At 60.8% G+C, this 13,199-nt stretch carries 15 protein-coding genes; 2 read left to right on the top strand and 13 right to left on the bottom strand.

Annotated features, from left to right (window positions below):
* Positions 1-64 precede the first annotated feature (64 nt).
* Positions 65-259 (top strand): DUF2735 domain-containing protein, encoded by a 195-nt coding sequence (locus tag NKH99_RS11225; protein WP_352451032.1) that lies wholly within the window; start codon positions 65-67, stop codon positions 257-259.
* A gap of 85 nt (positions 260-344) precedes the next feature.
* Here the strand turns inward: NKH99_RS11225 and NKH99_RS11220 are convergent, their stop codons facing one another.
* From NKH99_RS11220 to NKH99_RS11175, 10 genes are all read right to left on the bottom strand, one after another.
* The gene (locus NKH99_RS11220) at positions 345-2,231 is read right to left on the bottom strand and encodes an MFS transporter (RefSeq protein ID WP_352833527.1); all 1,887 of its coding nucleotides are present in this window, start codon (positions 2,229-2,231) and stop codon (positions 345-347) included.
* Positions 2,232-2,419: 188 nt separating this feature from the next.
* Complete coding sequence (locus NKH99_RS11215; protein ID WP_353014189.1) at positions 2,420-3,211, bottom strand: ATP12 family chaperone protein; 792 nt, start codon at positions 3,209-3,211, stop codon at positions 2,420-2,422.
* Positions 3,212-3,213: 2 nt separating this feature from the next.
* Positions 3,214-4,071: a DMT family transporter gene (locus tag NKH99_RS11210; protein WP_502898883.1), complete on the bottom strand. Its 858-nt coding sequence runs from the start codon at positions 4,069-4,071 to the stop codon at positions 3,214-3,216.
* Positions 4,072-4,139: 68 nt separating this feature from the next.
* Entirely contained in the window at positions 4,140-5,120 is a 981-nt protein-coding gene (locus NKH99_RS11205) for an RluA family pseudouridine synthase (RefSeq protein ID WP_352451037.1), read from the bottom strand.
* Positions 5,121-5,182: 62 nt separating this feature from the next.
* Positions 5,183-5,521 carry a DUF190 domain-containing protein gene (locus tag NKH99_RS11200; protein ID WP_352451038.1) on the bottom strand — a complete coding sequence of 113 codons (339 nt, stop codon included), beginning with the start codon at positions 5,519-5,521 and terminating at the stop codon, positions 5,183-5,185.
* Positions 5,518-5,889, bottom strand: coding sequence for a CrcB family protein (locus tag NKH99_RS11195; RefSeq protein ID WP_352766955.1), 372 nt, complete (start codon positions 5,887-5,889; stop codon positions 5,518-5,520). The genes NKH99_RS11200 and NKH99_RS11195 overlap by 4 nt, the downstream gene beginning before the upstream one ends.
* A gap of 125 nt (positions 5,890-6,014) precedes the next feature.
* Complete coding sequence (gene crcB / locus NKH99_RS11190; protein ID WP_353014043.1) at positions 6,015-6,401, bottom strand: fluoride efflux transporter CrcB; 387 nt, start codon at positions 6,399-6,401, stop codon at positions 6,015-6,017.
* Positions 6,402-6,432: 31 nt separating this feature from the next.
* Positions 6,433-7,263 carry an aspartyl/asparaginyl beta-hydroxylase domain-containing protein gene (locus NKH99_RS11185; RefSeq protein WP_352451041.1) on the bottom strand — a complete coding sequence of 277 codons (831 nt, stop codon included), beginning with the start codon at positions 7,261-7,263 and terminating at the stop codon, positions 6,433-6,435.
* A 136-nt stretch (positions 7,264-7,399) separates the two neighbouring features.
* Positions 7,400-8,710 (bottom strand): replication-associated recombination protein A, encoded by a 1,311-nt coding sequence (locus NKH99_RS11180; RefSeq protein ID WP_353014040.1) that lies wholly within the window; start codon positions 8,708-8,710, stop codon positions 7,400-7,402.
* A 43-nt stretch (positions 8,711-8,753) separates the two neighbouring features.
* Positions 8,754-10,241 carry a DegQ family serine endoprotease gene (locus tag NKH99_RS11175; protein WP_352502954.1) on the bottom strand — a complete coding sequence of 496 codons (1,488 nt, stop codon included), beginning with the start codon at positions 10,239-10,241 and terminating at the stop codon, positions 8,754-8,756.
* A 167-nt stretch (positions 10,242-10,408) separates the two neighbouring features.
* On the opposite strand from NKH99_RS11175, the gene NKH99_RS11170 reads away from it, so the two are divergent.
* Positions 10,409-11,041, top strand: coding sequence for a hypothetical protein (locus NKH99_RS11170; RefSeq protein ID WP_353014038.1), 633 nt, complete (start codon positions 10,409-10,411; stop codon positions 11,039-11,041).
* 22 nt (positions 11,042-11,063) lie between these two features.
* On the opposite strand, the gene rplQ is transcribed toward NKH99_RS11170, so the two are convergent.
* The 3 genes from rplQ to rpsK form a co-directional block, all read right to left on the bottom strand.
* Entirely contained in the window at positions 11,064-11,495 is a 432-nt protein-coding gene (rplQ, locus tag NKH99_RS11165; protein WP_023675127.1) for a 50S ribosomal protein L17, read from the bottom strand.
* Between the two features lie 116 nt (positions 11,496-11,611).
* On the bottom strand, positions 11,612-12,622 hold the full coding sequence (locus tag NKH99_RS11160; protein WP_023675128.1) for a DNA-directed RNA polymerase subunit alpha: 1,011 nt from the start codon (positions 12,620-12,622) through the stop codon (positions 11,612-11,614).
* Positions 12,623-12,726: 104 nt separating this feature from the next.
* The gene (rpsK, locus tag NKH99_RS11155; RefSeq protein ID WP_006205444.1) at positions 12,727-13,116 is read right to left on the bottom strand and encodes a 30S ribosomal protein S11; all 390 of its coding nucleotides are present in this window, start codon (positions 13,114-13,116) and stop codon (positions 12,727-12,729) included.
* Positions 13,117-13,199 lie beyond the last annotated feature (83 nt).

Here is a 13,199-nt window from a genome sequence, read left to right as displayed (position 1 = left end):
TTGCTGAACCTATGTTGGGGAAAGGTTGAATCGGCAAGGTTCTGTCGAAGAAAGGAAACCGACAATGGAAATCACTTCCACTCGTCAGTCGGCCAAAATCCTGATGTTCCCGGTGGCAGCGCGCGCTTCTGCCTCAAATTTAAGCGGAAAGGCTAAGTTCGCGGCAGAACTTGCTTCGTTGCGCAACCGCACGGATTTCGGAAGTGCCTGGTATCATGAGGCAGCGATCGAGGAAGCGAACCAGGATCGGAAGAGCTAAGCCCTTCCCCTCCATGCACTTGATAGATTGGAAAAGCCCGGCGCGATCGCTCGCGCCGGGCTTTGCTTTGAACCGGACAGGCCGGCTACTGTTTGGTGTGCAGGTCCGTTCCGAGCGTATCCCTGATGAAGATCATGCCGATGATCAGCGACATCGCTGCAACGGCGACCGGATACCAGAGGCCGTAGTAGATGTTGCCCTTAGCCGCGCTCAGCGCGAAGACGGTCACCGGCAGTAAACCGCCAAACCAGCCATTGCCAATGTGGTAAGGCAGCGACATGCCGGTGTAGCGGATGCGCGTCGGGAACATCTCGACCAGGATCGCAGCAATCGGCCCGTAAACCATGGTCACGTACAGAACCAGGATGAACAGGATGCCGATGGTCAGCGGCCAGTTGATCTGCGCCGGATCCGCGAACATGGCAAAAGCGCCGGAAGCGGGAATGTTGTAGACTGTCACCTCGGTTGCGCCAGCCGCTTCTTCCTTGGTCAGGATCTTGTCCGCGACTGCCTTGTCTGTCGGGACGGTTGTTTTTTCGCCGGCACGAATCGCGGTGGCATCGAGTTTAAGCTCGGGATTGGCAGCCACAAAAGCGTCGAGCTTCTGGTCGGCCACTTTCGATGCCGCACGCTTTAGAGGATAACCTCCATCCTGTAAGGCGATATTGATTGCCTTGCCGAAGGCTGTCTCCTTGGCCTTCAACTGGTCGCCAGCCGCGACCGCGTCATAGGCTTCAGCCGTTTCGTTGCCAATCTTGACCGTTGCAGCCGTTCCGGGCGCGGCTGTCGTGACCACATCGTATGGCACGGAACTCTTCGCAAGGAATGCCGTGGCCACATCGCACGAGCTGGTGAATTTCCATGTTCCGGTAAGATTGAACTGGAAACTGCAGTCGCCCGGTGCCGCGGTGACGGTTGCTCGAACATTTTCCTGCGCGGTAGCTAGAGTGGGATTAGCGGCGCGGGTCAGTGCCTTGAACAGTGGAAAGGTGGTGACGATCGCCAGCGCCAATCCCGCCATGATGATCGGTTTGCGGCCGATCTTGTCGGAGAGCCAGCCGAATACGACAAAGAAGATGGTGCCAAGCGCCAGCGCGATCGCGATCATGATGTTGACCGACTGCGGATCGACCTTGAGCACGTTCTGCAGGAAGAACAGCGCGTAGAACTGGCCGTTGTACCAGACCACGGCTTGGCCAGCGGTAAGGCCAAGCAGTGCCAGCAATGCGATCTTGGCGTTTTTCCACTGGCCGAAGGCTTCGGACAGGGGTGCCTTGGAGCCTTTGCCCTCGGCCTTCATACGCTGGAAGGTCGGAGACTCGGCAAGTGACAGGCGAATCCAGACCGAGATGGCGAGCAGCACCGCGGAAACCAGGAACGGAATGCGCCAGCCCCAAGCTGTGAAATCTTCCTTGCTGAGGGAATTCTGCACAATCAGAATCACGATCAGCGACAGGAACAGGCCGAGCGTTGCGGTGGTCTGGATCCATGAGGTGTAGAAGCCACGGCGGTCATCTGGAGCGTGCTCGGCGACGTAGGTCGCGGCGCCGCCATATTCGCCGCCAAGCGCCAGACCCTGCAGCAGACGGAGTGCAATCAGCATGATCGGCGCGGCAATGCCCCAACTGGCGGAGCCGGGAAGCAGGCCGACCAGGAAGGTCGACAGACCCATGATCATGATGGTGACAAGAAATGTGTACTTGCGGCCGACGAGATCGCCGATGCGGCCAAACACCAGGGCACCGAGCGGGCGAACGATGAAGCCTGCGGCGAACGCCAGAAGCACGAAGATGTTTCTCGTTGTTTCCGGATAAGAGTTGAAGAATGCCGTGCCGATCGCGGCCGCCAATGCACCGTAGAGATAGAAATCGTACCATTCGAAAATGGTGCCGAGCGAGGAGGCGAAGATGACCTTCTTCTCCTCGCGCGTCATGCCGCGGCTTGTTTTGCCGGCGGTCGATGCCATTGCCATGAGCGTGTCCTCCCGTGTGATTCCGTCAGTCCTCGATGCTGCGCGTCATCGTCCGCGTTTCCTCGCAACACAGACTCAGTGCAGCCACCGGTGCAAAAAAATGACAGAAAGCGCCGTCCAGAGGCAGACCGTCTTTGGGATTATGACTTTGGTCTAATGTGCAGTGCGAAATAGAAACGACGGTGCGGTCAGCCTTTGAGAGCTTCGAGCAGCGTGACTGCCGCCATCATGTCGTGCTTGCGGGCCGCGCGGTGCGCGAAGGCCTCGGCATCATGGCCCCATTGCTCGGCCTGCCAGTCCTCGTCGACATGACCGGCAGCCCAGGCCGCCTCGCCGTCGAGCTCGCCGAAGTCGACGGCCAGCGCCAGCAGCGCCGATCCGGTCAGCGACGTCATGACGTGGATGGCGGCAAGGCGCAGCGGATCGGCACGTTGGGCAAGATGCTGGCCAAGCAGCGCGATACTCTCGCGCGGCTGTTCGACATGGATCACGCCTACGGCAAGATGGAACCGGGCGCCGAGAGCGCTGCGCACCCAGTCGATGACCGGATCCCAAAGCTCGTTCTGCCGGTCGACGAGTCCTTGGGGCGCATCGGCGCGGTAGCAGAGCAGATCGGACGAGGCAAAGCGCAGGATGTCCTCCAGCACGGCCTGGGGATCACTGGCGACGCCATCGATTGCCGTATTGACCAGACGCATCACCGGCATCGTCACCGGGTTGATGGTCTCCTCCTGTGCGGCGAATTCCTCGGCGACCAGAGCAGCCGCCTTTTCGGTCGGCAGCGCCAGCAGCGCCTTGGCCGGCGTGCGGACGGGCTTGCCATCGAGATGGACGGCAAAACCGTCTTCGACCGGTGCTACCGCGACGGTCTTGTAGAAGCGCTTCGGCAGCGGCGTCTTCATCTGGATCTGGGCGCGACGCACCGGGTCCGGATCGGAGAGCTGCTTTCCAGCTTCGAGGTCGTTCAATATATCGCGCATGCTCATCCGGGACTTTGTTTTCGGACCGGCCGGTTGACGATGATGAGACCAGCCGCGATCAGGGCGAGTGCCAGGAAGATACGAACGGTCAGCGGCTCATTCAAGAACACGGCGCCGCACAGCACACCAAACACCGGCGACAGGAAAGTGAAGCTCGACAGTCCAGATGCAGGGTAGCGCCGCAGCAGCCAGAACCACAGCACATAGGTGAAGGCGACGACGTAGACGGCCTGGAACAACAGCGCCAAGGTCGGCAGAACGGCAAAGCTGCGGACCGGCGGCCCGGCAAAAGGCATCACCAAAATGCCGATGACGGCGGCTCCGGCCAGCTGATAGAGCAGCAGCTTTTCGGCGCTGGCCGTCACCAGCTTCGACCGCTTGATGACGATATTGGTCACGGCCCACAGAATGCCGGCACCGAGACTGAGCAAATCGCCGCCCAATGTTGCGCCGCCATTGGCGCTCAGTTTATCTGAAAACACCGCGATCAGTCCGGCGAAAGCGAGCAGAAGACCAACGAGCTTGCGTACCGTGATGCTTTCGCCCAGCAGGAAATGACCGCCGACCAGCATCCAGAACGGCATGGTGTTGACCAGCAAAGTGTTGCGCACGACAGTGGTGTGCTCGAGCCCGACATAGAGAAACAGGAACTCGAAACCGAAAAGCGCGCCGGCCAGAATGCCGGCGACGAGGGTCTTGTCGGGCGTGAACAGCGCAATGCCGCGCCAGCGGCACCAGCCGAAAACACACAAGCCGCCGATCACCGAGCGGGCGATCGACAGGAAAACGGGATCGTAGCCGGCATAGGAGATCTTGGCGGCGACGTAGTTCAGCCCCCAGGAAAAAGTCAGCCCAACCATGATGGCGGCTGCCGCCAGATCGACCGCGTCACGGCGGTCGAGGGTTTCTGTGGCGACGCCCACCAGCGCTAGTCCTCGGCACTCTGCTCGTCGAAACCGAGCAGGTTCCAGCTCTGGCGCATATGCGGCGGCATCGGTGCGGTGACGTCGACAAAGCCCTTGTCGGGATGCGGGATAACGATGCGGCGCGCGTGCAGATGCAGCCGGTTCTGCATGCCGCCTGGAAAATCCCAATTGGTGTCGGCCTCGAAATATTTGGGGTCGCCGATGATCGGGCAACCGATATGGGCGGCATGGACGCGAAGCTGGTGGGTGCGCCCGGTGTAGGGTTCCATTTCCAGCCAGGACAGCGTCTGCGCCGCCTGCTCGACTATGCGGTAATAGGACACGGCGTGATCGGCGCCCTTTTCGCCGTGCTTGGCGATACGCACACGATCGCCGTCGGGCGTCGGTTCCTTGATCAGCCAGGTCGAGATCTTGTCCTCGCGCTTCGGCGGCACGCCCTTGACCAGTGCCCAGTAGGTTTTCTTCGTCTCACGCGCCCGGAACGCTTCGGCGAGCTTCATGGCGGCGAGCCTTGTACGGGCGACAACCAGCACACCCGACGTATCGCGGTCGAGCCGGTGCACCAGGCGCGGCTTCTCGCCCTTCTGGTTGCGCCAGGCTTCCAGCATGTCGTCGACATTGCGGGTGACGCCCGAGCCGCCCTGCACTGCCAGGCCGGCCGGCTTGTTGAAGACGAAGACCTTCGGGTCCTCATGGATCAGCATCTTTGCCAAAACGTCGGCGTCGCCCTGGTTGCGGATCGAATGACCGGTGAGCGGGCTTTCGCCTTTCTTGTCCACTTCGAGCGGCGGCACACGCACCGTCTGGCCGGCTTCGACGCGGGTATCGGCCTTCACCCTGCCGCCGTCGACGCGGATCTGGCCGGAACGCAGCAGCTTCTGCAGATGACCGAAACCGAGACCGGGGAAATGGCTCTTGAACCAGCGATCGAGCCGCATGCCCGCCTCGCCGGCGTCCACTGTGATCTGTTCAACGCCTGCCATGATTCCAATCGCCGTTTTGCAGGCATGCAACGGCATTCGCCGGTACCCGCAATCTCACTCGCCTATTCGTTGTCGGTTCCATATTGCAGAACCTGAACTTTCTCCAGCGTAATCAAACCACTTGTCATGATTGTTTCAAGCACGGGCAGGAAAGCGGCCAATTTTTCCTCGTCATCGACGATCTCGATGACGAGTGGCAGATCCTCCGATAGGCGGAGGATCTTCGTGGTGTGAAGCCGGCTGGAATGGCCGAACCCCATCGCGCCGCGCAGGACGGTCGCGCCGGCTATCTGCATTTCGCGGGCCCTCAGCACAATAACCTCATACAGCGGACGGCCATCTGCCCTGTCGTTTTCGCCGATAAAGATGCGCAGCAATTGTGCCTGTGTTGGTATCTTCATTGCCTGGACCCTCTCAGCCGGTTGAGCCGAACTGCAAAGATGTGGCCAAGCCAGACGGCGGCAAGCCAGGCCACCACGGAGATCGCGATATTGAGTCCCGCCGCCACAAACCTCCCGCCTTGCGCGAGGATGAGTGTTTCAAGGCTGAAAGCGGAGAAGGTCGTCAGGCCGCCGCAGAAGCCGGCCATGAAGAATTGACGTTGCAGCGGACCGGCGAAGACGCGACCATCCGGTCCCGTCAATGTCGCGTAGAAGCCGATGAGGAACGAGCCAACAAAATTGACGAGGAGCGTGCCGAAGGGAAATCCAGCGCCCCACAGGGCAGTGCTCGTCGATGAGGCAAGCGCCCGCAACACACCGCCGATCATGCTGCCTGCGGCCACGGTCGCATAGAGCCGAACCGTTTCGTTGGTTCTGCGACGGCCAATGAGGCGCACCGCACGCCCTGCCGCGGCAGTGTCCGTCCCGTCGTGGCGGAGCTTCCGCGGGCCGCTCACCGCGCCCCGCTGCCAATCAGAAGACTTCCGGCGGCAAAGCCCAGCGTCACGCCGCCGAGGCTCAGAAAAACCGAAAGCAGCACATTTCCGCCGGCGCGCCGCCATTCGCCCTCGCGCGCCAGCGCCAGCGTCTGCAGGCTGAAGGAAGAAACCGTGGTATAGCAGCCGAGGCCGCCGGTAGCGGTAAAGGCCCAGATGGCGGGCATGCCGTCGCGCGCCACCGCATGCGCAACGACACCGATTGCAAACGCTCCCGAGACATTGACGGCCATAGTGCCCCAGGGAAAGGTCTCGCCGACCCGGCGGGCGACGAAGCCGGACAGGAAGAAGCGGGCCATTGCACCGATCGCGCCACCAAGGCAGACAAGCAACAGATGATACATCGTGCTCCCTCGCGCCGGTCACACCATGGTGTCAGGCGGCTCCGGCCTTCTTCGGCTTGCTGGAGCCGATCATCTTCCAGTTCTTGTAGAACATGGCATTGATGCGCTCGACGCTGACCGAAACGATGGCGAGAAGAGCGGCAATCATGCCGGGAAATGGCGATGGCCGGATGATGTCCATGAACACGCAGTAGCGGCGCCCATCATATTCGTTGACCGATCGGTGCAGCAGCGTGTCGTCGAAAATATAGAGCGGATTGTCGTGCCAGTAGTTCCTGGCGTTGTTGCACTCGACGAAAACCTCGGCCTTCACCGGGAGAAGATTGTAGAGAATGCGCAGGCTGAGCCGCAGCGGTCCGAAATGCCAGGAGGTCGATTCCCTGCCCCTGAACACCGACACGGCGATGGTCTTGATGTATTTGAAATCCTTGTTGAATTCGGCAACGTTGTCGATTTTGTGCTTGCCATACCACTGGTAGACATACATGCCGCGCCGGCCGCTGCCGAAATTGGCGTCGATATCGGCGATGATCTCGTCCTTGCGCGCTTTGAAGACGTCCAGAACCTCGTTGACCTCACGCTGATAGTCCGGAGGAAACTGGTCCAGTTTCCAGACACCGCGGTTTCTGTAGCACAGCAGATCGACCAGCAGATTGAAGGGCGAAAGCAGCCAGGTGAAGATGCCGTTGCCGAGGAAATAACCACTGAACAGGGCCCAGTTCTTGTTGTCGTTGCGCAACACGTCGATCAGGCCGAGGACAATGAAAATTGTCGTCAGGATGGGAATGAAATAGAAGCCGAGCGCCAGCAGCGGGATCGCTATGGCGAACTTCCGGAGGGTCTTGCGAGTTCTTTTTGTCATTTTTCCACGCGCCAGGCGCGATTCCGTTCTGAATATCGTCGGTACGTTTCTGGCCTGTCCGCCGGCCGAAGGCGCATCTTGATAGGGTTTTTTATCCCGCCAGACAACGGCGATCACACCAGTGTGCGACTGGCAGCTACTTTTCCCGCTCGCTGCGCAGCTTCGCCCAATAATCCAGCCGCTTCCTGATATCGCGCTCGAAGCCGCGCTCGGGCGGGTCGTAGAATGTCTGCCTTCCCATCTTCTCCGGAAAATAGTCCTGGCCGGAAAAAGCGTCGGGCTCGTCGTGGTCGTAGCGATAGCCGGCGCCGTAATCTTCCTGTTTCATCAGCTTGGTCGGAGCATTGAGAATGTGCTTGGGCGGCAGCAGCGAACCGAATTCCTTCGCCGCCTGTGTGGCGGCCTTGAACGCGGTATAGACTGCATTGGATTTCGGCGCGGTGGCGAGATAGACGGTCGCCACGGCGAAGGCCAGTTCGCCCTCGGGCGAGCCCAGATAGTCATAGGCGTCCTTGGCGGCGTTAGCGACGACGAGCGCCTGCGGGTCGGCCAGCCCGATATCCTCCATCGCCATGCGCACCAACCGGCGCCCGAGATAAAGCGGATCTTCGCCGGCGTCGAACATGCGGGCGAGATAGTAGAGTGCCGCGTCGGGGTCGGAGCCGCGCACCGATTTGTGCAAGGCGGAGATCAAATTGTAGTGGCCGTCCTGTCCCTTGTCGTAGATCGGCGCGCGGCGCTGGACGATGCGCTGCAGAGCTTCGGCGCCGAACACCTCCTTTGATTTCGCTGCGCGCCAGACCTCTTCGGCGAGCGTCAGCGCCGCGCGGCCGTCGCCGTCGCTCATGCGGATGAGCATCGCCCGCGCGTCTTCATCGAGCGGCAGCGCCCTGCCCTCTGCCTCTTCGGCCCGCGCCAGCAGCTTGGCGATACTGTCCTCGCCGAGTGAGTGAAAGACCAGCACACGCGCGCGCGACAAAAGCGCGGCGTTAAGCTCGAAGGATGGATTCTCCGTGGTGGCGCCGACCAGCACGACGGTGCCGTCTTCCATCACGGGCAGAAAACTGTCCTGCTGGGCGCGGTTGAAGCGATGGATCTCGTCGACGAACAGCAGCGTCTGGCGGCCGTTCGAGCGGCGCAGCTTCGCTGCCTCGAACACTTTCTTCAGGTCGGCAACGCCGGAAAACACGGCCGAGATCTGTTCGAAGGCGAGGCTTGTCTCGCCGGCAAGCAGCCGTGCGACCGTCGTCTTGCCGGTGCCGGGCGGGCCCCAGAAGATCATCGAGCCGAGCGAGCCGGAGCCGATCAGCCGCGTCAGCGCGCCGTCGGGTCCGGTCAGATGCTCCTGGCCGACGACCTCGCCGAGGTTCTTCGGGCGCAGACGGTCCGCCAGCGGCCTGCCGGGCGGCGTCTTTTCCGGTTCGTCGACACTGAACAGATCGGCCATGCAACTTCTTCTGCCTGGAGTCCGATCATGCTGACGGTCGGGCTCAGTAACGCAACACCTGGCGCAGTATCTGCCCGCCGCGCTCGACGGTAAAGCGCCACCAGCGCGTATCCTGCTGGGCTACCTGTTCCAGGGTCGCCGCCTTGTCGATCGTCAGGCCATTGACCTCACGCACGATGTCGCCTGGCTGGAAGCCAAAATCGGCAGCGGGCGAATCGCGGTTGATGTCGACCACGGTGACGCCTTTGACATCGGTGCGCAGACCGAGCCGTTGGGCAAGCCGTGGCGACAGTTCAGCAACCTTGGCACCGGAGAACGGGCTGCGGCCGCGCAATGTGAGTTCCGCAGCTTTGGCGCCCTCAGGCGGCCGTTCCAGCGCGATGTCCATCGTCGCCTGCTGACCCTTGCTCAGAACGCCGAAGCTGGCATTCGTACCAATCGACAGCGTCGCCATGCGGTAGTCCAGCGCCCCGACGCTCTCGACCGGCTTGCCGTTGAGCGACAGCACTACGTCGCCCGGCTTGAGCCCTGCCTTGGCGGCGGGTCCCGCCTCTTCGACCGAAGAAACCAGCGCACCGGTCGGTTTGTCAATGCCGAGCGATTCGGCAATCTGCGGCGTCACCGCCTCGAACTCGGCACCTGCATACGGCCGCTCGAAGAAGTCGAGCCCGGCCTTGGCCGCATCGGCGAAAGCGCGGACCATGTTCGAAGGGATGGCAAAGCCGATGCCGATCGAGCCGCCGCTACGGCTATAGATCGCCGTGTTGATGCCGATCAGCTGCCCTCCCATGTTGACCAGCGCGCCACCGGAATTGCCGGGGTTGATGGCGGCGTCGGTCTGGATGAAGAAGCTGGAATCGGAGACGCCGATATGGCTGCGCGCCACGGCCGAAATGATGCCGCTGGTGGTGGTCTGGCCGACACCGAACGGATTGCCGATCGCCAGCACCAGATCGCCGACCTCGAGCGCGTCGGAATCGCCGATAGCGATCACCGGGAACGGCTTGTCAGAAGAAATCTTGAGCACGGCGAGGTCGAGCGTCTCATCCTTGAGCAGCACCTTGCTGTCGAATTCGCGCCCGTCGGCGGTCGCTACCTTGACCTGGTCAGCGTTCTTGACGACGTGGAAATTGGTGACCACGACGCCGGTGGGATCGACCAGCACCCCCGAACCGAGCGAAGACTGCGCGCGCGGCTGCGAGCGGCCGAAGAACTCCTCGAAGAACGGATCGCCGTCGAAGGGCGACGTCACCTTGGCGGTTTGCGAGGCGTAGACATTGACCACGGCCGGCGCTGTCTGCTTGACCAGCGGCGCGAAGGACAGTTGCACCTCCTCGCGGCCGAACGGCACGCGCTTGTCAGGGCCGGAAGTGGCGTTTTCGCCTTCGACGCCATGCAATAGATCCGTCAGCACGTCGGACAAACCGGGGTCTGGCTTGTTCTCCTCCGCCAGCGCGTGCCTGGCCGCCGGCACGATGGCCAGCGCCATCAAGGCGCAGATCAGAACAAGGGACAGCCGTTTAACGCGCATTCCGAATCCTCCAAGTCGGGCGCCATTGTCCTGACGATTGTGCAAAATGAAAGGCTAAGCCGCTGAAATCCGATTATTTTGGGCGGCAAAGCGGTTATAGGTCGAGGTGAAACCGGAAAGCCGTGTCGGCAAATGAAAAACAGCTCGTTTCACTCCGTGATTTTTTGATGACCGGCACTTTGGGGCCTGTTATCCCCGGCATGAAAATGATCGAAATTGCCGAAGCGTTCGGCGCGCCGGATGATTGGATCACCAAGTATGCCGAGACGATTCCCGTCTATTGGATATATGGTCAGCTCGAAGCTTCCTTTGATAACGAGCCGCCTCACGATCTGAATTGGTTTCAGATCGAACATGTGCATGCCATCCGCGGCAAGACCGAGCGCATAACCGACCAATTTGCTCTTTCAATGGATGGGTTCGACAGCAGAACAAAGCCATCGGAATTCCTGAACGCGGGCCTGTGGACACCAGAAGAAGCTATGGTCTTCTACATCGCATCGAGGAACGACATCGACCTGAACATCTGCGCGGGTCCGATCCAGATTTATTTCCGCGTTGATACCGACTTCATCGAAGATCGGGACGCCGAAAAATATCTGAACGGCGTGACTGTGTCCCAATTGATAAGCGATATCGATCACCGAACGGAGATCGACAGTGTTTATTCCTATTCGCATCCCGCAATCGAGCAAATAGCAAAGGCGATTGATTGGAAGTCAATAAGCGGAAGAAACTACCTCAACTTTGCTCGGCAAGAGGTAGCCGCCCCAATGAAAAAGGGGCCGCAGGCCCCTTAAACTCACTCAGAAAAGCCAAGCCTTATGCGGCTGCGGCTTCCTCTTCGGTGCCTTCGGCCTCGATGCGGGCGCGATCGCCGGCGCCCTTGGCAGAGGTGTCGCGGTCGACGAATTCGATGACGGCCATTGCGGCATTGTCACCGTGGCGGAAGCCGGCCTTCATGATGCGCAGATAGCCGCCGTTGCGGGTGGCGTAGCGCGGCGCGATGGTATCGAACAGGCGCTTGACGACGCCTTCATTGCCGATCTGGGCAATAACCTGGCGGCGGGCGTGCAGGTCGCCGCGCTTGCCGAGCGTCACCAGCTTTTCGACGATCGGACGCAAATCCTTCGCCTTCGGCAGCGTGGTGAGGATCTGCTCGTGCTCGATAAGCGACACGGCAAGGTTGGCAAACATCGACTTGCGATGGCTTATGCTGCGGGCGAACCGGCGGCCTTTAAATCCGTGGCGCATGGCTCTTCTCCTTCATTGCGGTTTCAAGAGGCCTGAGCCTCAGTTGGTTAGCCGCATGATCTTGTCCGAAAAGTCTGCAACTTTTTGCTGCGCTGACCTTCGGTTCGGGATCATGCTTAATATTGATCTTCGTAACGCTTGGCGAGGTCTTCGATGTTTTCCGGCGGCCAGTCCGGCACTTCCATGCCGAGATGAAGGCCCATCGCCGCCAGGACTTCCTTGATCTCGTTCAGCGATTTGCGGCCGAAGTTCGGGGTGCGCAGCATCTCGGCTTCGGTCTTCTGGATCAGATCGCCGATATAGACGATGTTATCGTTCTTCAGGCAGTTGGCCGAACGCACCGAAAGCTCGAGTTCGTCGACCTTCTTGAGCAGCGCCGGGTTGAAGGCAAGCTCGGTAACCTGTTCGGCAGCGACTTCCTTCTGCGGCTCGTCGAAATTGACGAACAGGCCGAGCTGGTCCTGCAGGATGCGAGCGGCGAAGGCCACCGCGTCCTCGCCCGAAATCGAACCGTCGGTCTCGATGGTCATGGTCAGCTTGTCATAGTCGAGAACCTGGCCCTCGCGGGTGTTCTCGACCTTGTAGGAGACCTTCTTGACCGGCGAATATAGGCTGTCGACGGGGATCAGCCCGATCGGCGCGTCCTCGGCGCGGTTACGGTCGGCCGGCACATAGCCCTTGCCGGTATCGACGGTGAATTCCATGCGGATTTCAGCGCCTTCGTCCAACGTGCAGATGACGTGGTCGGGATTGAGGATCTCGACGTCGCCGACCGTCTGGATGTCGCCGGCGAGAACCGCGCCCGGTCCCTGCTTGCGGACGACCATGCGCTTGGGGCCGTCGCCTTCCATGCGGATGGCGATTTCCTTGATGTTCAAAACGATGTCGGTCACGTCCTCGCGGACGCCGGCGATGGACGAGAATTCATGCAGAACGCCGTCGATCTGCACGGCGGTTACAGCCGCGCCACGCAGCGAAGACAGAAGCACGCGGCGCAGCGCGTTGCCTAGGGTGAGGCCGAAGCCGCGCTCGAGCGGCTCGGCGACCAGCGTGGTCAGCGTCTTCTTCTTCGACGAGAACTCGATCTTGTTCGGCTTGATCAGTTCTTGCCAATTTTTCTGGATCATAGTGCTTTCCTTCCGTTGTCCCGCCACCATCCAATCGTGGCGGGCGACCTGGAATGCCGTGGAGGAGCGCCCTTGAGGCGCTCGCGCGGCGTTCGGTAAATTCTTTAGACGCGGCGCTTCTTGCGCGGACGGCAGCCGTTGTGCGGGATCGGCGTCACATCACGGATCGAGGTGATGGTGAACCCTGCTGCCTGCAGTGCGCGCAACGCCGATTCACGACCGGAGCCGGGTCCACAGACCTCGACCTCGAGCATGCGCATGCCGTGTTCCTGAGCCTTCTTGGCAACATCTTCGGCAGCCATCTGGGCAGCGAAAGGGGTCGACTTGCGCGATCCCTTGAAGCCCTGGGCTCCGGCCGACGACCAGGCAATCGAATTGCCCTGTGCGTCGGTGATGGTGATCATCGTGTTGTTGAAGGTCGAATTGACGTGGGCAACGCCCGACGAGATATTCTTGCGTTCGCGACGGCGAACACGAGCGGCTTCCTTGGCCATGATAGTCCTTTCAGTTGATCTCTACACCGCCGTAATGCCAGCGGCTCCACCAGGGAGAAGGTAGTAGGGGAATATGGCAGTAG

The sequence above is a fragment of the Mesorhizobium sp. M0854 genome (assembly GCF_040319815.1).
Taxonomy (GTDB): Bacteria; Pseudomonadota; Alphaproteobacteria; order Rhizobiales; family Rhizobiaceae; genus Mesorhizobium.
The sequence above is the reverse complement of the archived record's forward strand: the minus strand, read 5'-3'. Positions and strand labels throughout refer to the sequence as shown.